This is a genomic window from Lactobacillus sp. ESL0679 (assembly GCF_029433515.1).
Taxonomy (GTDB): domain Bacteria; phylum Bacillota; class Bacilli; order Lactobacillales; family Lactobacillaceae; genus Lactobacillus.
On the sequence record NZ_JAQTIG010000005.1, the window covers coordinates 143,007 to 163,266 of the forward strand.

General features: G+C 39.3%; 37 protein-coding genes and 1 tRNA gene. All 38 read left to right on the forward strand.

The genetic code is table 11. The annotated features are described in order from the left end of the window. Positions 1–67 precede the first annotated feature (67 nt). The 38 genes from PT287_RS07645 (at position 68) to PT287_RS07830 (ending at position 20,174) form a co-directional block, all read left to right on the forward strand. A complete protein-coding gene (locus PT287_RS07645) occupies positions 68–406 on the forward strand; it encodes a hypothetical protein (RefSeq protein WP_277133894.1) in 339 nt (112 codons plus the stop codon). After that, entirely contained in the window at positions 407–838 is a 432-nt protein-coding gene (locus tag PT287_RS07650; RefSeq protein ID WP_277133896.1) for a hypothetical protein, read from the forward strand. Then, a complete protein-coding gene (locus PT287_RS07655; protein ID WP_277133899.1) occupies positions 838–1,098 on the forward strand; it encodes a hypothetical protein in 261 nt (86 codons plus the stop codon). Before PT287_RS07650 ends, PT287_RS07655 begins: the two co-directional genes overlap by 1 nt. Continuing rightward, positions 1,085–1,564, forward strand: a complete 480-nt coding sequence (locus PT287_RS07660; protein WP_277133901.1) for a siphovirus Gp157 family protein — start codon at positions 1,085–1,087, stop codon at positions 1,562–1,564. Before PT287_RS07655 ends, PT287_RS07660 begins: the two co-directional genes overlap by 14 nt. A gap of 11 nt (positions 1,565–1,575) precedes the next feature. After that, a complete protein-coding gene (locus PT287_RS07665; RefSeq protein WP_277133902.1) occupies positions 1,576–2,364 on the forward strand; it encodes an ERF family protein in 789 nt (262 codons plus the stop codon). A 1-nt stretch (position 2,365) separates the two neighbouring features. Further along, positions 2,366–3,184, forward strand: a complete 819-nt coding sequence (locus PT287_RS07670; RefSeq protein WP_277133904.1) for a conserved phage C-terminal domain-containing protein — start codon at positions 2,366–2,368, stop codon at positions 3,182–3,184. 11 nt (positions 3,185–3,195) lie between these two features. Next, positions 3,196–3,999 (forward strand): DnaA/Hda family protein, encoded by an 804-nt coding sequence (locus PT287_RS07675; protein WP_277133907.1) that lies wholly within the window; start codon positions 3,196–3,198, stop codon positions 3,997–3,999. A gap of 1 nt (position 4,000) precedes the next feature. After that, entirely contained in the window at positions 4,001–4,171 is a 171-nt protein-coding gene (locus tag PT287_RS07680) for a hypothetical protein (protein ID WP_277133908.1), read from the forward strand. Then, entirely contained in the window at positions 4,164–4,394 is a 231-nt protein-coding gene (locus PT287_RS07685; RefSeq protein ID WP_277133910.1) for a hypothetical protein, read from the forward strand. Before PT287_RS07680 ends, PT287_RS07685 begins: the two co-directional genes overlap by 8 nt. Next, positions 4,395–4,850 carry a single-stranded DNA-binding protein gene (ssb, locus tag PT287_RS07690; RefSeq protein ID WP_277133912.1) on the forward strand — a complete coding sequence of 152 codons (456 nt, stop codon included), beginning with the start codon at positions 4,395–4,397 and terminating at the stop codon, positions 4,848–4,850. An 11-nt stretch (positions 4,851–4,861) separates the two neighbouring features. Further along, positions 4,862–5,062 (forward strand): hypothetical protein, encoded by a 201-nt coding sequence (locus PT287_RS07695; protein WP_277133914.1) that lies wholly within the window; start codon positions 4,862–4,864, stop codon positions 5,060–5,062. Between the two features lie 206 nt (positions 5,063–5,268). After that, on the forward strand, positions 5,269–5,481 hold the full coding sequence (locus PT287_RS07700) for a hypothetical protein (protein ID WP_277133916.1): 213 nt from the start codon (positions 5,269–5,271) through the stop codon (positions 5,479–5,481). Further along, on the forward strand, positions 5,481–5,891 hold the full coding sequence (locus PT287_RS07705; RefSeq protein ID WP_277133918.1) for a hypothetical protein: 411 nt from the start codon (positions 5,481–5,483) through the stop codon (positions 5,889–5,891). The genes PT287_RS07700 and PT287_RS07705 overlap by 1 nt, the downstream gene beginning before the upstream one ends. Next, positions 5,884–6,348 carry an ArpU family phage packaging/lysis transcriptional regulator gene (locus PT287_RS07710; protein WP_277133919.1) on the forward strand — a complete coding sequence of 155 codons (465 nt, stop codon included), beginning with the start codon at positions 5,884–5,886 and terminating at the stop codon, positions 6,346–6,348. The genes PT287_RS07705 and PT287_RS07710 overlap by 8 nt, the downstream gene beginning before the upstream one ends. Continuing rightward, positions 6,341–6,838 (forward strand): hypothetical protein, encoded by a 498-nt coding sequence (locus tag PT287_RS07715; protein ID WP_277133921.1) that lies wholly within the window; start codon positions 6,341–6,343, stop codon positions 6,836–6,838. Before PT287_RS07710 ends, PT287_RS07715 begins: the two co-directional genes overlap by 8 nt. 20 nt (positions 6,839–6,858) lie before the next feature. Then, positions 6,859–7,341, forward strand: a complete 483-nt coding sequence (locus PT287_RS07720; protein ID WP_277133923.1) for an ArpU family phage packaging/lysis transcriptional regulator — start codon at positions 6,859–6,861, stop codon at positions 7,339–7,341. Next, positions 7,338–7,802, forward strand: a complete 465-nt coding sequence (locus PT287_RS07725) for a RusA family crossover junction endodeoxyribonuclease (protein ID WP_277133924.1) — start codon at positions 7,338–7,340, stop codon at positions 7,800–7,802. Before PT287_RS07720 ends, PT287_RS07725 begins: the two co-directional genes overlap by 4 nt. Before the next feature lie 184 nt (positions 7,803–7,986). Beyond that, positions 7,987–8,163 (forward strand): hypothetical protein, encoded by a 177-nt coding sequence (locus PT287_RS07730; RefSeq protein WP_277133926.1) that lies wholly within the window; start codon positions 7,987–7,989, stop codon positions 8,161–8,163. Between the two features lie 2 nt (positions 8,164–8,165). Beyond that, on the forward strand, positions 8,166–8,576 hold the full coding sequence (locus PT287_RS07735; protein ID WP_277133928.1) for a hypothetical protein: 411 nt from the start codon (positions 8,166–8,168) through the stop codon (positions 8,574–8,576). After that, entirely contained in the window at positions 8,569–9,039 is a 471-nt protein-coding gene (locus tag PT287_RS07740; protein ID WP_277133930.1) for a DUF3850 domain-containing protein, read from the forward strand. The genes PT287_RS07735 and PT287_RS07740 overlap by 8 nt, the downstream gene beginning before the upstream one ends. 92 nt (positions 9,040–9,131) lie before the next feature. Beyond that, positions 9,132–9,461, forward strand: a complete 330-nt coding sequence (locus PT287_RS07745) for a hypothetical protein (protein ID WP_277133932.1) — start codon at positions 9,132–9,134, stop codon at positions 9,459–9,461. Then, positions 9,461–9,613 carry a hypothetical protein gene (locus PT287_RS07750; protein ID WP_277133935.1) on the forward strand — a complete coding sequence of 51 codons (153 nt, stop codon included), beginning with the start codon at positions 9,461–9,463 and terminating at the stop codon, positions 9,611–9,613. Before PT287_RS07745 ends, PT287_RS07750 begins: the two co-directional genes overlap by 1 nt. 251 nt (positions 9,614–9,864) lie before the next feature. After that, positions 9,865–9,938 (forward strand) — tRNA-Gly (locus tag PT287_RS07755). A gap of 59 nt (positions 9,939–9,997) precedes the next feature. After that, positions 9,998–10,267: a hypothetical protein gene (locus tag PT287_RS07760; RefSeq protein WP_277133936.1), complete on the forward strand. Its 270-nt coding sequence runs from the start codon at positions 9,998–10,000 to the stop codon at positions 10,265–10,267. Between the two features lie 2 nt (positions 10,268–10,269). Then, positions 10,270–10,659, forward strand: coding sequence for a hypothetical protein (locus tag PT287_RS07765; RefSeq protein ID WP_277133937.1), 390 nt, complete (start codon positions 10,270–10,272; stop codon positions 10,657–10,659). Positions 10,660–10,677: 18 nt separating this feature from the next. Then, on the forward strand, positions 10,678–11,124 hold the full coding sequence (locus PT287_RS07770) for a terminase small subunit (RefSeq protein WP_277133978.1): 447 nt from the start codon (positions 10,678–10,680) through the stop codon (positions 11,122–11,124). Then, the gene (locus PT287_RS07775; RefSeq protein WP_277133938.1) at positions 11,114–12,364 is read left to right on the forward strand and encodes a PBSX family phage terminase large subunit; all 1,251 of its coding nucleotides are present in this window, start codon (positions 11,114–11,116) and stop codon (positions 12,362–12,364) included. The genes PT287_RS07770 and PT287_RS07775 overlap by 11 nt, the downstream gene beginning before the upstream one ends. Beyond that, positions 12,355–13,788 (forward strand): phage portal protein, encoded by a 1,434-nt coding sequence (locus PT287_RS07780; RefSeq protein WP_277133940.1) that lies wholly within the window; start codon positions 12,355–12,357, stop codon positions 13,786–13,788. Before PT287_RS07775 ends, PT287_RS07780 begins: the two co-directional genes overlap by 10 nt. Next, positions 13,769–16,306, forward strand: a complete 2,538-nt coding sequence (locus PT287_RS07785; protein WP_277133941.1) for a minor capsid protein — start codon at positions 13,769–13,771, stop codon at positions 16,304–16,306. Before PT287_RS07780 ends, PT287_RS07785 begins: the two co-directional genes overlap by 20 nt. After that, positions 16,299–16,532, forward strand: a complete 234-nt coding sequence (locus PT287_RS07790; RefSeq protein WP_277133944.1) for a hypothetical protein — start codon at positions 16,299–16,301, stop codon at positions 16,530–16,532. The genes PT287_RS07785 and PT287_RS07790 overlap by 8 nt, the downstream gene beginning before the upstream one ends. A gap of 15 nt (positions 16,533–16,547) precedes the next feature. Continuing rightward, positions 16,548–16,694, forward strand: a complete 147-nt coding sequence (locus PT287_RS07795) for a hypothetical protein (RefSeq protein WP_277133945.1) — start codon at positions 16,548–16,550, stop codon at positions 16,692–16,694. A 118-nt stretch (positions 16,695–16,812) separates the two neighbouring features. Further along, positions 16,813–17,421 carry a phage scaffolding protein gene (locus PT287_RS07800; protein ID WP_277133948.1) on the forward strand — a complete coding sequence of 203 codons (609 nt, stop codon included), beginning with the start codon at positions 16,813–16,815 and terminating at the stop codon, positions 17,419–17,421. A 3-nt stretch (positions 17,422–17,424) separates the two neighbouring features. Further along, positions 17,425–18,408 (forward strand): hypothetical protein, encoded by a 984-nt coding sequence (locus PT287_RS07805; RefSeq protein ID WP_277133950.1) that lies wholly within the window; start codon positions 17,425–17,427, stop codon positions 18,406–18,408. A 16-nt stretch (positions 18,409–18,424) separates the two neighbouring features. Then, the gene (locus PT287_RS07810) at positions 18,425–18,820 is read left to right on the forward strand and encodes a hypothetical protein (RefSeq protein ID WP_277133953.1); all 396 of its coding nucleotides are present in this window, start codon (positions 18,425–18,427) and stop codon (positions 18,818–18,820) included. After that, positions 18,817–19,179, forward strand: coding sequence for a hypothetical protein (locus tag PT287_RS07815; RefSeq protein WP_277133955.1), 363 nt, complete (start codon positions 18,817–18,819; stop codon positions 19,177–19,179). The genes PT287_RS07810 and PT287_RS07815 overlap by 4 nt, the downstream gene beginning before the upstream one ends. Then, complete coding sequence (locus tag PT287_RS07820; RefSeq protein WP_277133957.1) at positions 19,176–19,577, forward strand: HK97 gp10 family phage protein; 402 nt, start codon at positions 19,176–19,178, stop codon at positions 19,575–19,577. Before PT287_RS07815 ends, PT287_RS07820 begins: the two co-directional genes overlap by 4 nt. Continuing rightward, positions 19,574–19,984: a DUF6838 family protein gene (locus PT287_RS07825; protein ID WP_277133959.1), complete on the forward strand. Its 411-nt coding sequence runs from the start codon at positions 19,574–19,576 to the stop codon at positions 19,982–19,984. Before PT287_RS07820 ends, PT287_RS07825 begins: the two co-directional genes overlap by 4 nt. After that, the gene (locus PT287_RS07830; protein WP_277133961.1) at positions 19,965–20,174 is read left to right on the forward strand and encodes a hypothetical protein; all 210 of its coding nucleotides are present in this window, start codon (positions 19,965–19,967) and stop codon (positions 20,172–20,174) included. Before PT287_RS07825 ends, PT287_RS07830 begins: the two co-directional genes overlap by 20 nt. The last annotated feature ends 86 nt before the right edge of the window (positions 20,175–20,260 follow it).

The window sequence follows — 20,260 nt, forward strand, 5'->3', positions numbered from 1 at the left end:
CAAAAAAGCCGTTGATATTAGGACTATCAACGACTTAGAAATAATAAATCTAAAGAAAGTATAACACATGGAAGCAAAAAGTATAACTGGGCAACAGATGACCCAGAAGCTGATGCGACAACAGGAAGCAATTGACCAGTACCGCGGCTTAGAACTATGGACAGCCTTTGACGTTTTTGACGAATTAGTTACCTTTGGCGACAAAGATTGTGATTATCCAGACGGTAAGGAATTTGTAATCAAGCAGTTAGAGCAGTCTAGGACAGCTGATGAATTTGCACAGAGTATTGACTACGCTAACGCAAAAGACATGATAGAAGATTTTGTTGAGAATGCAGCTGATGATGACTATTGGAACGGCATCGCAGAGCAATTCTTTGATGGGCAGAATATGGAGGACTTATAAATGAGCGAAGAAAAAAGAATTTTAGAGGCATCTGATGGTAAGTCAATTAACTTTGTTGAAAATACAATTTATTTTGATGGAGGTAATGCAGAACCTTTTACTAAGACGGAATTATTTGAAAAGGAATTATCCTGTGCTGATTTTGATGCTGTTAATTATTTTTTCAGTGAAACTGAAATAAAGCAAAAAATTTGGGACATGGCAATTCCATACGAAGAAAAGCGAATTTTTACAATTGGTAAAACAAACCTGTATAAATGCCATAATGAATGGTTCTTAGACGATACAGATGAAGCTATGCCAGTAACCTTTAAAGAATTTAGAGAAGCACTTAGATATTTATTTAATAGCGGACGTGTCATATATACAAATAATGATTTTGCAAATACTTTATGGGATACATATTCCAAGCCTGTTAAGGAGGACAAATAATGATTGATAAAAATTTCTTAGTCGATAAAATTCATGATCAAGCACGAGACTTAGTTGATACGCAATTCAGCAAGCTGTCAGTTGATGACCAGACGCGTCAAGACCTACAAGCGCTTCAAAATACAGAGCAATTCAAGCAATTAAAGAATCATCTAGTTGCTGCCCACGAAAAGAAACTAACTAATTTAGTTTTAGAAAATCTTGAGGGCGTTAAAGGTTTAGTTGATAGATTGGCAGGTGGCAATGATGAAGCTCTTTGAAATTAACGATGCAATTAAGCAAGTCATGGACCGAGACGACCTCGACTCAGTAACAATGAAAGATACGCTTGACTCACTTGAATTGACGCGTGAAGAGAAGCTAGATAGCTTAGCAGCTGTTATTGAAAAGTGTGGAGCAGAAGACGATTTCTTAACGGAAAAAATTAGAAAGTTGACTGACCAGAAACACTTTAATCAAAACAGAATTAATAACTTGCAAGAGTACATGACTAATATCTTGGATGAAGCAAAAATCAAGAAGCTGCAAACTAAGAACCATATCTTAAAGCCACGCAATTATCGTGACAAGACAATTGTTTCAGACGGCAATTTATTGCCGCAAGAATACAAAATCAAAGAAGAAGTTGTCAAGATTGACCGTAAGAAGATTTATCAAGACTTGAAAAACGGTAAAGAAGTAGCTGGTGCGCACCTCAAGCCTAACCGTAAGACAACAATCAGTTAGGAGGAAAGCACATGGCAGAAGAAAATAAAAAGCAGCCTAAAGACTATGTGCCACTGGCAGTCAAGATTGCTAAAGCCAACAAGGATATTGGTGTAATTGCCAAAGATGGAAATAACAACTTCCAGCGCTATTCTTTTCAAACAGAAGCAGCAATTAAAGCAGCTGTACAACGGGTAACGTCAGAGAATGGTTTTTCGATCATTCCCAAGTTTGAAATTGTTGAGCGTGAACAGCAGCCGACTAAAAACCGTGGCGTAAATAATTTTGTGTATGTGTTGGGCACTTTCACAATCACTGACGGCGTTGAAACGCTTGTAGGTGCAATGCCAGGGGCTGGCGCAGATACCGGTGAGAAAGCCGTTCAAAAGGCTTGCACGTCAGCTCAAAAATATTTCTATAAACAATTATTCAACATTACTGACCGGGACGAAGACCCTGATGGGCAAGACAGCAATCCTGGTGGTGGCTATCAAAGACGGCAGCCTAGTCGCAAAAAGGCTGCACCAAAGAAGCAAGAAGCGCCCGCTAAGCAGTTTACTGATGATGAATTGATGGCGTACACGATCACTGACAAACGAGGCGAAGTTAAGCTAGTACAGGTGCTTGCAGAAGCATCGCTGGGTAAAGCCGACAGCAAGGCAACCTTACACGAATTAGGCGGCGAAAGTAAGTTAGCCTATGCTCAGATTTATAAGCGTGGACTGCATAAGAAGTGGCTTAATAGCAAACCTGATGCCCAAGATGAAGCACTTAGTAAAGCAGTCGGTAACATCGAACAAACCCCGGAAGCAGGTGCATAGCATGGTGAAAATTCTTAGAAACAAAAGAAACTTATACGTTAATGTTAGCCAACAAATAGTTTCCGATAACCGACTTAGTTGGAAAGCACGAGGCATCTTTGTTTACTTGTGGGGGCAATCAGACAATTGGCAATTCTACTTTAAAGAAGTTGCTAAGCATGCCAAAGATGGTGAAGAAGCACTTAGAACAGGCATAAAGGAGCTTCAAACTTACGGCTATTTAAAAATTGTAAATAAGCATGATAAAGATGGTTCATTTGCTGGTAAAAGTTGGATTTTGTCGGATTATGTTCACCGTGATGGCGGTTTTCCCGAACACGGTAAAATCGGCAATAATTCGCCAAAAAGTGCCGAAAACACCGAACACGGTAAAAACCGTACTTCGGGAAATCCGGCACTAACTAATATTAATAGTAACTATTATCAAGAAGTAACTAGTAAAGATATAGATAGTCCTGCTAAAGCAGAACCACCTGTTTTGCAGAAAAATAATTCAGTCTTTAAGCAAGTTGTTGACTACTTAAACAAGAAAGCGCATAGAGATTTTAAATATACGAATAAGTCTACGCAACGTCTTATCAACGCCCGTGTAAATGATGGCTTCGATGTGCCCGATTTTAAGAAAGTAATTGATACCAAATGCGCAGAATGGCTTAACGACAAGAAGATGTACAGATATTTACGTCCGGATACTTTATTTGGCCCTAAGTTTGAGGGTTACCTCAATGAAAAGGCACCTATTGCTAATTCAGAGCATGAGATAGACCCACGCATGTTAGCTACAGTACCAGACGTTGATGAAGATGATTTACCGTTCTAGAAAGGAGCGTCATGTCAAATTCAATGGGAAACATGATTGGCACAATTAATCGGGCGGTTAAACGCACTGACGAAGTGTGTCCAATACATGGAACTAGTCTTGTTTATATCCAGGGCGTTAAAAAGGTTAAGCCGTTTTGCATGAGATGCACAATTGAGCAGCGCGATGCCCAAGATAAACGCATGCACGAAGAGTATAAAGTAAGCCGATTTCGCGGCTATCTTAAAGGACAATCGCTGGTTGACCGTGCTGATACCTTTGGCTACACGTTTGCGACTTTCAAAAGCAACACAGGAACAAGTGAACACTATGCCAAGCAGGCTGCTAGACAAGTTGCTGGTACGTATCTTAAACAGCCTGATAAGAAGTTTAACTGCTTATTCTACGGTAACGCAGGAGCGGGCAAAACTCACTTAGCTATGTCTATACTCAACGCCGTAAACGACAACGCAGAACCAATGCAAAGGTGCTTATTCTTAAGCGTAAATAAGCTAATTCGTGAGATGAAGAATTGGTTTGGCGACAAGACTCAGGTTTGGTCACCTAAACATGTGGCTGAATTGGTTCACAAAGCAGACCTGGTAGTCTTGGACGATTTGGGTGCAGAGAGCGCCAACAGTCAAGCGACTAGCTTTGTGCAAGATACGATTTTTGATATTTATGAAAGCAATCAGCGCATTATTACAACAACTAATCTGAGCATGGACGATCTTTACAAGACATACCATTCAAGGCTTGTTAGCCGTATGCAAGAAGGCGGAGCAGGGCACGTGATTGACTTTAGCAAAATTAGAGATAAACGCCGGGGACTGTAACATGAGCAGCATGTGCGAGATACCCGAATGGGTGTATGAGAACAATCCTAGCTATTGGGCTAAACAGGCCATGCAAGATGGCGGCATTATTGTTTGTAATGATGAAAGCGAACCCAAGTTTATGTTGAGTGGTTTCCAGTTAGGAAAGAAAGTAGAGATAGTAAATGCATAATAAGAAAATTAAAGCCTACAAGGCTAAGGACGGAAAGTGCTACGAATTGGTTGAAGTAGTCAAGCAGGGACTAGAGGGTTATATCTACATTGTGGTAACGGTTGATGTGGGCACTCACAGAGGCGTTGACATAGCAACGAGTGTAGTTGAAGCAAGAAAGAAATTAATCGAAGCTGGAGCCGTTCCAGTTAAGCTGAGTGACACAGTAATGGAGATGGAGTAGATGATTAACCGGACAGTATTAGTTGGTCGCCTGACACGGGACCCAGAATTAAGAACGACTCGAAGTGGAGCAAACGTTTTGTCATTCACATTGGCAGTTGACCGAAACTTCAAAAACCAAGACGGCTCACGTGATGCCGATTTTATTCAATGTGTAGCGTGGAAGAAGACGGCAGAAATTATCAGCCAGTACAGCCACAAGGGTTCAATGCTGGGAGTTGACGGTCGTATTCAAACTAGAAACTACGATGACAAGAATGGACAGAGAGTTTATGTAGCCGAAGTTATTGCAGATCAGATTGCGCTGCTTAATTCAAAGAATAGCAATCAAGGACAGCAAGGCGGTTACACGCCAAATAACAATGGTAATGGTGTTAATAATCAGTCTGGTGGTAGAGATCCATTCGCAGGTAGTGGCGATACGGTTGACATCAGTGACGATGATTTGCCATTTTAAGGAGCGATACTATGGATTATCAGGAAAGAAATTTTCAAAAGCGTTCACTAAGAGGAACTATTGCACACATGAATGAGATTATGTCTGAATGTAGGTCAGACATACGTTTTACAGATGCGGGCTCTTCAGAAGATATACGCTGGCAAACGGAATATGATTTAGCAAAAGCTAAAAAAGCAAAAGCTATTAAACAATTAGCTGACCTTATGTAAGGAGCAATATTATGAATATTTGTGATTACTGTGGTAGAGAATTTGCAAGAAAGAACTGGGAAGTCTCATTTAAAGGTAAAACTTATTACTTTTGTACTAAGGAGTGTAGCACCAGTTTTTGCTTTGATTTTGATAATGCTTGGGTTAATCAGGACTTTAACACTAGATTAGCTCGAGGACTGTTTGGCGGGAGTAGATAAGGAACAATGGCAAAGAGCAAATGTGAATACTGTCAAGACAATGCGGCAATTTATGGCGAAGATGATGATTTAAGTGGACTGGTTAGATTGCATAGACGCAAAGATAAGAATGGAAAAATGTTTGCGCAGATTAAAATATATTCAAGCTATGGCAATAGTACTATGGAATTTTTAGTTGATTACTGTCCTTGGTGTGGCAGAAAGTTAGGAACAGAATGATGACTGAAGAAAAAAGAATATTTAGTAAGAATGGATATGTACTTTTCTATAATGAACCAATGCAATGGTGGGATTGGGAAAGGTGTGGAATGGCACCAACGCCAGTTACTAAATCAACTTTTAAAAAAGTTATAAAAAATTATTTTTATGAAGAAACTAGGGACTTGATAAACTTTATTAGTATTGACGAATTCTGGGATAAGTACGGTACCCCTGTTCCAGAAAAAAAGTGGTATGTGAAAGTGCCACATACTTATCCAAGCTCGTGGTATCAAATAGGTCAATGCAATGATTCTACAATGATTATTACAAATATCGAATGTGTACCTAATGACTCATTTAAGTTCACTGATTCTGAAATTAAAAAATATCATCTTGAAGATTGCGAGAAGGTGCCAGCTGATGAGTGAAGAAATAGAAATTACAAAGCTGGATAATGTAAAGACAGCCAAGAATGTACGAAATTTTTTTCAAACTGTTTTCCCTGATTATTTGATTGAAGCAGGGTACCATCGTACCGACTTAAAGACAAGTCAAATAAACCAGACTGGCATTGCTTCGCATAACGGAAACAGCGCAGAACAAAAAATGAAGCATATCTACAATATGCAGAACAAGTGCAAAGCAGTATATCAGGCAATAGATAGCTTGCCTAACAAGCCTAAGCAACCATTTAAAGCAATTTTGTCTGAAGTATATCTGGATGAACTTGAGGACTGGAAAGTAATGCAAAAAGTAGGATATGCCAAGACAAATTATGGTCGCTTAAAGCAACAGGCATTGTGCCAATTTGCAAAAGCGCTTGAGGTTCAAAAGATTAAGTACGACGCAGATATTCCCAACTTGGAGGTCATTAAAGATGACTAGAACTAAAATCCCCTGGGACCAGCTTCACTATCTTGAGGACCGGTATGACAACAATTTAGATGAAGTTGAAAAGAGCGGCAATGCTGACGACATTCGCAAGCTGAACGAGATAATTCTGATTATGAATCCAGATAGTAAAAGTGCTGACAGTATTGCCCGATATATCGAAATTGGGTACGGTGTCAGGGAAGTTGAAGAAGAACTTAAAGTTGACTACAGAAAAATATCTGCTGTTATGAAGGAACGCCGTCTAGAGCTAAAGCCTAAGTTTAGCTATATGTTAGTTGACCCGTATGGCTGTCCGTTTTTCCTGGAGCAGTTAGAAAATCTAAAGCCGTTTGGTAAAGTGCGTGAAAACTTTAAAGCAGATCAGCGTGCATTCAGCAAGCTAGGTTTTAAGTTGTACCGCTTTGACAATCACTGGTTCGACCTTGATAGAGGCGACAACTATATGGTTAAGGGCAACAACGAAACGATTTTTGTTAAGTAATAAGTAAAGGGGTTGTGATTGTGGAATTCAATGAGTTAGAGGAGCTGGACATTGACAGAGTTAAAACAGCTGAAAAAGTAAGCAGCTTTTTGACTAAAACCTTTGTCCACTATCTTGATAAGGCTGGTATGCATAAGACTGACCTTAGTTCACCACAGTTAGACCCGACAGGAGTGAGCAGTCATGGAGGCAATAGTGCTGAAAGCAAGATGATGTTGATTCTGGATTGCGAGAACAAGTGTATGGCTATTATCAAGGCGATAGATAACTGTCGCGAAAATATCAATCGTGGGGTACGTAACAAAACGATACTACATGGTTTGTACATTCAAGATTTGGAGAATTGGCAGGTTCAAGACAGACTGCAATTGTCCGAAACTGCTTATTACAACAAGAAGCAGGACGCACTATGTGAATTCGCCGACAGAATTGAGGTTTGGGCATATCGCTTCGGCACACGCATCCCTGACTTGCATGTATACAAGAAAGAAGAAACCAATTGAAACGGTATGAATTTACGATCATGGGGGACCCGTTTGGCAAGCAACGTCCGCGAGCAACCATAAGGGGAGGTCATATCCACATTTATACGCCACAAGAAACAAAGGACTATGAAGCTAGAGTTCGCGAAGCTGCTACTAGACAAGTGCGAATGATTACTGTACCTGTGGTAGTCGACATAAAGGCGTATTTCAAGATACCTAAATATTTTTCTAAGAAGAAAAAGAGAAGATGTTTAGCGGGACTTGAAAGACCGACAAAAAAGCCAGATAAGGACAACATCGAGAAGATAGTTCTTGATGGCATGAATCCTTTATCTGGCGTAAACAAGGCAACTAGAAAGCGAGTTGTTAAAGCTGAGGGGCTTTATTTAGATGATAAGCAAGTTATCGCTGGTAAAACAACCAAACTGTATGGCGAGCCTGCACGAGTTGAGGTAGTAGTTACAGAATTTGAGGCATAGCATGACTGAATATGAATATTGTAGTGTATGCAGAAGGTTAGTTAACTTTAGTGCTATTAGAAAAGGCACAATGATATTTTGCAGTCAGGCTTGCTTGGATAGATACATTAGAGCCTTTAATAAAGCCGCGAAAGAGCTGGAAAATTATATTTTAAACAGTGTGAAATGAATATGGAGAAGAATAATGGATAAAAAAGTAATTACTAAGCTTAACGAATTACAAAATAAAGCGATTGAGGCTGGTACTAAGATGGAACTTAGTGAGAATGCTAGTGCGCATCAATTATTAAGCGACTTGGTATCTGATGTTGTTGATGATACGAATGAAATTTTAGGCTTATTAAATAAGGATGAGGCATAGCGATGAGTGAAGAAAAAAGAACCATTGAGCAAAATGGTGTGAAAGTTTATAGATCTGAAAACAAAATATTGAACATGGGTAGGGAAAGTAATAGATATGCTTTACCTATGACCAAAGATGAATTTGAGAGTTATGCGCTAGGCAATAAAGTATCTGAGCAATTAAAGTGCTTGATTCAGTTTACTGGGGGAGTAAGTACTTTTTGGGATAAGTTTGGAGTTCCAGAAAAGAAATGGTATGTAAAGGTACCACATACTTATCCCAGTTCTTGGTATCAAATTGGTAAGTGTGGCGATTCTACATGTATTGTTGCAAGTTTAAGCTCTAGAGATGACGATTCATTTCATTTTACCGATTCTGAAATTAAAAAATATCATCTTGAAGATTGCGAGAAGGTGCCAGTTGATGACTGAAGAAAAACGTATTTTTGATAACGGTAAAATAGTCGCACGATTTGATAGTGAACATGAATTAAAAATTGAAGGTTCTTGGCTTTATGGGCCAACGCCAGATCCCTTTACCTTTAAAGACTTAGAGAAACTGCAAAGAAAGCATTTTATTGGATGCGAAATTATAGATGTTATAGGCATTACTAAATTCTGGTGGGACTACTGTAAGCCTGCTCCTAAAATGTTTGAACTAAAAATTGAGCCTAAATATTTTAAAGCTCAAATAGACGGTTCAAAGCAATTCGAAATTAGAAAAGACGATCATGAAGAAAAATTCAAAGTGGGCGATATATTACGGCTGCGAGAGTATGAGAATAAAAGATATACAGGACACTCATTATTTGTAAAAGTAACCTTTGTGACTGACTATAAGCAGCAAAATGGATATGTAGTATTAGGAACAAAAAAACTAGATAAAGCATGGTAGATAATCAAAAAATTGCTCTTTTTTGAATTAAGAGAGTAAATATCAGCTTGTTAAATCAAAAAATGGGCGTTTTTTAAATTAAGGAGAACAACATGGCAGGTAAAACGTTAGATTTTAACGGTAAGATCAAAAATTTTAAGGCGCAAGACGGTACGGTAACTATCACAGTTACTGCAGACGCACAAGATATGTCACTGGACCAACTAAGTGAGATTGCACAGGCTGGCGGATTAAGTTTCCAGTTAGAAGCAAGCCAACAGGAAATGATTGATGACAATGGCGAGGTTCCAGACGGGCAAGGTGACCTGTTTGATGAGCCTGACGATGACGATTATGTGTCAATAGATAAAAACTCAGATGATCAAGACAAGACAATTTCATTTGATGAAGCGAAACAAGGCGTGGATAAGGAGGACAATTAATGCACACCTTGCTTATCTATGATGATTGTTTTGAAAAGGTAAAACGGGATGTTTTCAGTTTTATTCTGTCTGGCGAGTATTTATTTATTAAGAGTGTCAAACGTGAGCGAGATAGCAATTCGGTGTTAATAGCGTACATGCCGAGTAAATAAAAAAGTCACGGGATTATTCTCGTGGCTTTTTGCTTAAGGTGGCGAAACGGTGGAGATTTGGTGGCGAAAGCCTGGCGAAACGGTGGCGAACACATGGAGCCATAAGGGGGTATAGTGGTATTGTCGAAGCGGTGATGGAAAAGCAGCTTTGACAGGCGAAAAAATTGTGCAAATACAAAAGGCAGCAGTGCGTTAGGTACGAGGATAGCTATGTCAGCTATAATGCAGGTTCGATTCCTGCCATTGCTATTGCTAGAGTATCTCAGTCGGTAGAGCAAAGAGGTAACCAAACCTTATGTCGCTGGTTCGAGTCCAGCCTCTAGCATAATTCTTAATAGCTATGGACGGTTTAATCAGCCGTCTTTTGTTTGGAGAAAAATAATTATGAAATATAGAAAGAAACCCGTAGTTATCGATGCAGTTAAATTTTTAGACGATGTTGATGTAATGAACAAATTGCAAGATGAGTTAGGACTTGATCCGGTAAGAGTTGATTATAAAGATTCGAAGCATCCGGTGCTGAAAATTGAAACACTTGAAGGCATGATGATTGCTAATGTAGGTGATTACATCATTAAAGGCGTAAATGGTGAGCTTTATCCATGCAAGCCTGACATTTTCAAGAAAACATATGAGCTTGTGAAGGAAGTCTAAAAATGGGAAAAGTAACAATTAAACTTAAAAATGGTATTGAAGAATTTACGTGTAATTCAGCAACAAGTATAGAACTTATTAATAATTTTTTGGTTGTTAATTATTATGATGATCAAGAAAATCGTACAACGATGTTTGCAGCTGATGAAGTGAAAAAATGCGATGCACCACAAGATTGTATTAATTTTAAAAATGCTGCAAAAATAGCAGAAGAGCTAATAAGTCAAATAAAAAAATGTGTAGCGAATGATGCAACTGATTTTGATAAATTCGATGAAGAAACAAGCAAGGTCATGACAGATCGTGACAAAGAATTTCAGAAAATGAGTAAGGAAAATGCTGCTTTTTCTAAGAAAATCAAAGAAAACATAGATAAATACTTAGCAAGTTAGCTTGAAAGGAGATGATAAATATTGAGTTTAACTGCTAAACAAAAGAGATTTGCAGAAGAGTATATTATTTCGGGAAACGCTACGGACGCAGCGAGAAAGGCTGGGTATTCGAAAAAAACAGCCTATTCGATTGGACAACAAAACTTGAAGAAAGTTGAAATTTCGACATACCTGCAAAAATTGCAGAAGAAAGTTTCTGGCGATAAAGTTGCTGATCAGCAAGAAATACTTGAGTATTTGTCATCTGTCATGCGAGGCGAACAGGTCGAAGACGTGGCAACTGCTAAAGGAATTTACAAAGATGTTCCAGTTGGTGCAAGAGACAGGATTAAAGCAGCAGAACTGCTAGGCAAGCGGTCAGCAATGTGGACAGAGAAGCATGAGGTTAATGCGAATATAGCAAGTCCAGTAAAGATTATTGACGATGTACCAGACGAAGAAAAGAACGAAGACGATGACAGTTAGACTAACAAAGCTAATTGCGCCGTCTTTTTATTCGGTCTATCAAGATGTAAAGCATCATAAATATGCTAATTATTGGCTAAAAGGAGGACGTGGTTCGACCAAGTCCTCTTTTGTTTCGCTCGTAATTATCCTGGGCATGATGCAAGACTCAGAAGCCAATGCAGTGGTTATTCGTAAGGTTGCTGCAACGCTACGTGATTCGGTATTTGACCAATATCTGTGGGCGATTGACAAGCTAGGCGTTGCTGATTACTGGGCAAGCTCAACCAGTCCAATGCAGCTAACATATTTACCGACAGGTCAGCAAATACGTTTTAAAGGTGCTGACAAGCCGCAAAAGATTAAGTCGCAGAAGTTTAGACATGGCTACACGAAATTCAAGCACTTTGAAGAAATCAGTGACTTCAAGGGCATGGAAGAGATACGTAACATTAACCAGTCACTTAACAGAGGTGGCAGCGGCATTGTTACGTTTAGCAGCTATAACCCACCAGCTAGTCAGCGTAATTGGGTCAACGAAGCAACAGAACAGCAAAGTTTACGAAAAGATACATTAGTACATTCGTCTGATTACCGCTCAGTCCCGCAAGAATGGCTTGGTAAAGAGTTTATTGCTGACGCTGAACAGCTCAAACATGATAATGAAAAAGCCTATCAGCACGAATATTTGGGTGAAGTAACTGGTACAGGTGCGGAGGTATTTGACAATCTTACTATCCGAGTTATTACGCAGGAAGAACGTGCTAACTTTGATGACTTTTATCACGGCATGGACTTTGGTTATGCTAAGGACCCAACAGCATATCTGGATATTGCCTATGAGCCAAATAGGCGGCGGATATTCCTGCTTGATGAAATTTATCAAACGCAAATGTTGAGTCGTGAAGCTGCTGCAAAGATTAAGCCGTTAAATCCAAGGAATGAAATGATCTCAGCGGACTCAGCTTCACCTGATGCAATTGGAGAATTGCGTGATTTAGGCTTGAATGTTGTGGGCGTTAAGAAAGGCCCTGGGAGTCGTGACTTTACTTATAAGTGGCTGCAAGGCTTATCTGAGATTGTAATTGATCCTAGAGCATGCCCTAACGCAGCAAGGGAGTTTCAAGGCTATGAATATCAACGTGATGGTATGGGGAATTTCATCGAAAAGTATCCAGACGGTAACGACCATACAATTGATGCAGTCAGATATGGTATGAGAACAGCAATGAAGAGAGGAGGTTATGTACCTTGGAAATAAAGGCAGTACAAGAATTAATATTGGGCACTGCAAAAGAACGAGCCCGTTTTACTGCAGATTATGAGAAATCGTTACGCTATTACAAGACGCAGAATGATATTACTAACAAGAACAGAGGCAAGTCTGAGATGAATAAAGACGGCAAGGACGAGCCATTAAGGCACGCAGATAACCGTGTCAGTTCAAACTTTCATCAACTATTAGTTAACCAAGAAGCAGGTTATGTAGCTACAGTAGCACCACAGATTGATGTAGGCAGTCAGGCAGATAGCGATAAAGTTAGTGCAGTGTTAGGCGATAATTTTAATTTAGCCTTGAACCAGCTGGTCATTGACGCAGCTAATGCTGGTCTTGCATGGCTGCACTATTGGATAGATGAAGACGGTAATTTCAGATATGGTGTGATTGAACCTAGTCAGATAACACCGATATGGTCGACTGAGCTTAATCGCAAGTTATTAGCTGTGCTTCGCAGTTATCGGCAGTTGGACCCTGATACAGGTAAGTATTTCAATATTCATGAGTATTGGACAGATAAAGAATGCCAAGTATATAGAGAAGTTGATAATGCAGATCGATTCGAATTGGAGCCGTACAATTGCTTTACTAGTTACGACATGACAGCCGGCTATGAAACAGGTCAGAGTAATGTTTACAAGCATGAGCTAGGACGTGTGCCATTTATTGCATTCCCAAAGAATAAGTATCAACAACCTGATTTGTTGAAATACAAAGGTCTGATTGATGCCTACGATGACATTTACAATGGCTTCTTGAATGACCTTGACGATGTTCAGCAAGTAATATTAGTTCTGACTAACTTTGGTAAGGCTGACTTAGATCAGTTTATGGCTGATTTACGAAAGCACAGTGCTATAAAGTTTGAAAATGATGGTTTGGGTGACAAGTCTGGCGTTGATAAGCTGACGATTGATATACCAACAGAAGCTCGAGATGATGCACTGAAAATCACTCGTGAAGACATATTCCTTTATGGTCAAGGAGTTGACCCTAGCAAGTTTGAATCAACTAATGCGAGTGGTGTAGCTATCAAAATGTTGTATTCACATTTGGAAATGAAAGCAGCTAATACTGAGACACATTTCAGAGATGCAATTAACGAATTAGTTAGGGCAATCATGAACTATCTGAATTTATCTAATCCAGAAGGGCGTAAAATCACGCAGACATGGACGAGAACACAGGTTGAAGATGATTTAACACAAGCGCAAACAATTGCTCAGCTGGCAAATTACACCAGTAAGGAAGCAATTGCAAAGAACAATCCGTTAGTTGATGATTGGCAGCAAGAACTGAAAGACCAGAAGCAAGATATTGCTGCAGGTGATCCATATGCTAGTGATGATGAGCATGATAAGCCTGGTAAGTTAAACGGTGGTCCAGATGACGACAAGGAAGACTAGAAATTACTGGAAGAACCGACAGCTTGAGTTAAAACAACGACAGTTAGACAATGCCACAGACTATGAAGCAGCACTTCGTAGTAGAATGAAGATGTTGTTTAATGAGATTCAAAAAGAAATTGACAAGTTCCTGGCACGTTATGCAGCAAACAATGACATTGATGTGCCTAGTGCAAGAAAGTTACTAGCTCATATCAATACGACTAACTGGCAGATGACTCTTAAAGAATTTGAAGAGAAGGCTAAGGCAGGCGGCTTTGATAAAGAGTTAGACAACGAGTATTTCAAGAGCAGAATTGCTCGTTTACAGGACATTAACAAGCAACTGCAGGAATTAGGTGGTAAATTTGCGGACAAAGAGTCCGACAGAATGGGGGACGCGTTAGCAAACCAGTTTCAAGACACTTACCTGCATCAGAATTATAATTGGCAGGATTCGCATAATGGCTTCAGCATTGATTTCACACACTTTAACGAAACGCAATTAAAGCAAATTGCTAATCAGCCCTGGCAAGGTAGTAACTTTTCTAAGAGAATTTGGAAGAATTACCATGATGTTTTGCCTAACCAACTGACAGACGCTTTGCTAAGAGGAACATTGCTTGGTTATTCTGCTGATCGAGTTACAAGAATGCTCAAAGATCGATTTGCTGATGTTACGAACAATCAGATTCATCGGTTAGTTGTTACGGAAATGGGACACGCTGCTGAGAACGCAACAGCTGAGTTTTATGAAGATTCGAAAATTGAACAGTACGAATATATGGCCACACTTGAGTCGCATACCTGCGAGCAGTGTGGTTATTTAGATGGCAAGATTTTTAATGTTAAGGATAGAATTGACGGTGAGAATTACCCACTAATTCATCCTTACTGTCGTTGCACAACTGTACCGTATGACAATACACTGCCAGACATTGAAACACGCTGGATGCGTGACCCAAAAACTGGCAAAGGCAAGTTAGTCGATAGCATGAGCTTTCAAGATTGGAAGAAGCAATATGTTGATGGCGTTGCACCAGAATCTAAGTTTGATCCAATGGACAAGACGCAGTGGCCAAAACATATTAGAGTTTCTGATTCTGATATGTTTGGTAAGCAGATTAGTTTTGAATCGCCAGAAGGACGCACATTAGGTTCTGAATCATTAGACAAAATGGCGCGTTGGGATGATGAAGATGTCAAAGACACACTTGGCGAATATTATAAGGGCGATGAAAAGCAACAATCTTCTGTTTTTAATTGGATAAAGAAATACAAAGATTATCTATCTAAGCCAGTTAAGCCTATTACTGAAGAGCAAACATCTCAAAAGTATACTGCCGATTTGTTTAAGCCTAAGCCATTGGGTATTGATATCGACAAAGCTACTAATGATGAGCTGCGTAACTATATCAGTAGCAATTATGGGATGCAATTTGAAGAGACAAGTAGAACTAAATTATCTAATATTGCTTTGAAGGAAACTATAAAGACAATTGATCAGTTCAAAGATCTATATAGTGCGTTTCCTGATAAGATACCTGTTTTGCATGCTTATCCAAAGTCAAAAATGGGGAATACAATAGCTTGGTATTCAAGTTATGTCCATGACTACACGCCGGTTGAATTTGGCTTGAATACGTTATTCTTTAAAGACAGTGAATATTTAAAGAGAACAGTTGAAGCAAACGTAAAATCTCATTGGTTCTCAGATAATGCAGATGCAAATCATATAATGCTGCATGAATTTTGTCATCATATAGATAGGCAATTGTCTAAACTCATGGGGAAAGGCTTTTCTGATGAATTATTTACTAGAATAGCAAATGAAGGCAATCCTATTGATGTAAAAGCAATAGGAAGATATGCAGAAAGCTCTTTAGAAAAGCAGCATAGTCATGTTGAAGCATTTGCTGAAATTATGACAGAAGCTTATGGTCCAACGCCAGGTAAACAGGCTCTTGCTTTTAAACAGGAATTCGAAAAAATGGCTTTGGAAGTCCTTAATAAATCAGATCAAGCTAAAGTTATACCTACAGAGCAAGCTCAACGTAATCAGATTAAGAAAGCTAAACTTACCTTTGATGAAAAACAGGGCTTGAATAGCTATCTGTCTTCATGGTCGTATAAAATAAATGATAAACTTAGGCGTGGTATTAAACTTGATAGTTTTGATAAAGCGACTATGAAGAAACTTGATTCCGCTTTAAACAACTTGCCTAAATATAAATCTGATAAGCAATTACAGCGTTCAATAGAGTTATTTAATGAAGAAGATATCATAAGATTTTTAAAAAAATGGCAGCCTGGGAAAATAGTAGAAGAACCAAGCTATACATCAGCAAGTAAAGGGGTTTACGCTTCTGATGATAATATACAAATTATTGTTAAACATCATAAGAATGGTCGTGACTTAGCTGGATATGGACTTGAAGCTGAAAAAGAAGTATTATTTAAGCGAGGAACTAAGTTTAAAGTGTTAGATGGTTATCTGAAAGATAATAAGATTTTTTTGGAGGTTGATGAAATTGACTGATGAAGAACCATATTCTGGTTTAAGATGGCACATGCCTCTTGGTGGAAAAGTAATCGGTAGGGATCATCCACAAACTGAAGAAGAAAAGAAAAAACATGAAGATCTTATAAGACAAGTCAAAGCTTTACCTGATTCTTTTTATCATAATGAACACGCTGAAAAAATAAGACAGAAAATTAAAGAAGCTAATAAATTGTACGGCTTTCCTGAAGATGAAAATCTTTAGAAGGAGGAAGTTAGAATGATAGGTCAACCTAAGGGACTTAAATATTGGACTGATGACGGTATTAATCCAAAAGCACCTCAATGGGCTAAGGACGAATATGTTGAATACATGCAAGCAATGGATGAGAAGCCTGATAAGAACGGAATAGTAAGATATGTGTAAATAGCGATTAGTAAAATCTACTAACCGCTATTTGTTTGCCCTGAGCATGGCATAAAAAGGCTTATTTTTTATACCCTTGCGAGAAGTCAACTCGTAAAAAGATGTTAAAGGAGCAGTTATGAAAAGAGATAGTTTAAAAGAATTAGGTTTGAGTGAAGAAGTCATTGACAAGGTTATGTCGATGAATGGCGAAGATATTAATGCAGCTAAAGGAAAATCTGCGGAGCTTAGTACGGAAAACGAGAGCTTGAAGCAACAAATTGCTGACAGAGATAAAGACTTGGGCAAGCTAAAGAAGCAAGTCAGGGACAATGATGATGTTTCTGGTCAGCTTAAGGAGCTGCAAGACAAGTATAAGCAAGATACCGAGCAGCTTAATGAGCAATTAAGTCAGACTAAGCTGACCAATGCAATCAATCAAGCTCTGACAGCTGATAAGGTACGCAATCCTAAGGCAATTAAAGGTTTGCTGAATATGGACGATATTAAGTTAAACGATAAAGGTGAATTGATTGGCTTAGATGAGCAAATTGCTGCAATTAAAAAGAGTGATGCTTACCTATTTGATGAAGGCAGCACACAACCATATAATCCAGCTGGCGGCAGCCCTGCAACTAATACCAAGGCATTTAAAGACCTATCACTTGTTGAGCGCGTTCAACTGAAACATGATAACCCAGAACTTTTTGAACGAGAAAATGAAGAATTCAAGAAAGGAATTGAATAAAATATGGCAGATTTAACAACAACGCAAGAGTTTTTAGACCCAGAAGTCTTAGCTCCGATTATTGAAAATGGATATACAAAACAAATGGCATTCTTGCCGTTAGCTGATGTTGATAACACATTAGTTGGTAAGCCGGGAGATACTGTGACGGTACCAACCTGGGGCACGATTGGTGGTGCGCAAGATGTAGGTGAAGGCGAAGCAATTCCGGTATCGCAATTGAAGCAAGGCTTCACGACAACAAAGGTTTCTAAAATTGGTTTAGGAGTACAACTTACAGATGAAGCAATTCTTAATTCGGTTGGTGCTGCAGTTCAGCAAGCAGTTAATCAGTTAACAAATGCGATTGCACAAGGAATTGATGACAAACTGCTGGCGGCTGCACTCACATCAAGCAACACATTATCAAATGTACCGCTAAGTATTGATGGGATTGATACTTTCCGAGCAACGTTCGGTACACAGAGTGGAAGCCCAGCTTACACAATTATTGCCAATCCAGCAGATGCGCTTAAAATTAGCCGTGCTGTACGTGATTACACACGTGGTTCTGACACAGGTGCGCAATTGGTTGTTAGTGGTGCAGTGCCGTTAGCACTCGGTGCTTCTGTTGTTACTACTGACAAGATGGCTAAGGGTAAAGTTGTAGTTGTCTATTCTGGCAGTGATGACATTAAAGCTAACAGTGATCGAGACGAAAATGGCAAGATTACTGAGTTCAATACTGGACGTGCATTTAAGATTTATAACAAGCGCGATTTGCTTGTAGAAAATACACGTGATGTGTCGAAACAAATTAATAGCATTTATGCGTCAAAAATTTCAGCACCATATATGCAGAATGCAAGTAAAGTATTGGTTGCTACGGTTAAAGATGCACCAATTGTATCAACGCCAAGCACACCTTCAAGTGAATCAGCTGCACCAAGTACGCAAGAAGATTCGACAGATGACACAAAGAAGACGGCAACTAAGTCTAGCAAGTAGTTAGGAAGTGGCCTGAATGGACTACAAAGACTACTCCAAATACGATGACGTAGTTAAGAAGACTAAACTGCTGCTACCCAATAGTGACAATAATCCTAGCTATGACAGCACCGTTGACTTTACGATTGAGAAAGCAGTCAATGATGTTTCTACTTACTGCAATACACCGATTGACGAGCTACCAGCGGAGCTATGCAGCACAATTGTTAGTCTAGCTGTACAATTGCTTGATACTCACGGCTGGCTTAACAGTCAGCAGGACGACAGCAACGTGGGTTCAATCACCGAGGGCGATGTTTCAGTTACGTTTAAGCAACCAAGCGAGGTCTATAAAGATTTGCAGGTAGTTAATGCCATCAGCGATGATTATCGCTCGATATTGAACAGATTTAGGAGGTTACCACCACAATGAGTATGTTTGGCGGACTGACCAGAGCAGCACCACTGCTTTGGTATGATAAAGCAACGATTACTGGCAAACGAACAATTAAGCATGGCGCTATCACTGATAGCGAAACCGTGACGATTGTATCTGATGAGCCATGCAAAGTTATCTTAAAAGGGCAAAAAGCCAGCACACAATCGTTTTTCGGTACTGATGAATATGATGCAGAATTGCTGATTAGAACAGGCATAGATATTCCAGCAGGTAGTCGTATCAATGTAACTGATGTAAATGGCAAAACGGTTCAGTATAAGCGAGCCAGCAAAGGCTATACCGGTTATGCTAGTCATCAAGAACTAGCAATGGTGAGGGATGAGAAAGCATGAGTTTGGGAACGGTTGATGATGCTGAGTTCAAGGCATTCACTGACAAGATTACGAATGTCGTAAATGGTGGCCAGCTTAAACAAGCAATTGGCGAGAGTGCTGGCCGAATTGGTCAGCAGTCACTCAAGCAGTTCAAAGCTAATACGCCAGTTGATACTGGCAATTTAAGGCGCTCTTGGACTGTAGCTGGCCCGCACTATGACGGCATGAGCTGGAGCATGAAACTCAGTAACAACACTGAATATGCATCCTTCGTTGAGAACGGTCACCGAACTCGTGGCGGTGGCAGTTGGGTACCAGGACAATTCTTCATGGAAAAGTCCAAGAACCAGATTGAAAGTCAATTGCCATTCTTAATTACACCATTGTTAGTTAAGTTTAGGAACTTATTATCATGACGATTACAAAACGAATAGCAGGCGAAATAGCAGCAATTTTTCCAGACGCAGTAATTTATACAGAGAACCAAGACAGCAACTTTCAGGAGCCGTCTTTTTTTATTCAAAAAATTTTAACTGCAACTGCATCATTGTTATTTGAGAATCAAGACCGAAAATATCACTATCAATTAGTATATTTTCCTGATCCTGATCACCCCAATGCAGATATGGAGCGTGTGGAAGATAAGCTGCTAAACAATTTTACGCAATTAACTAATTTTGCCAGTATTCATAATCGCGAATTTGAAATTGATACAGCTAACACTGTGTTAGAAGTCAAATTTGAGGTTTGGACATGGGCAATTAAGCAAGATAGAACGATTAAACAAAGAAAGGTAGATGTAAATGGCGGAGTCAAAAACTGAAACAGTGCAGGAAAAACCGTTTAGCACTATTACTAAGCAAGAAAACAGGTTTACGAAGAAAGCTATTCTTAATAGTAACTTGTTTGCAACCGTTGATAAGGACATCTTACGTACTGTTTTAGAAGATGGTAAGACATACACGATTGAAGAATTGCAAGCAGCAATTAAGAAATTTAAAGGGGGTATTTAAATGGCAGGCGGAACATGGAAAACGCAGAATAAGCGACGTCCTGGAGCATATATTAATGTTAAAGGCGTTGCTCAACCAACTTCTGA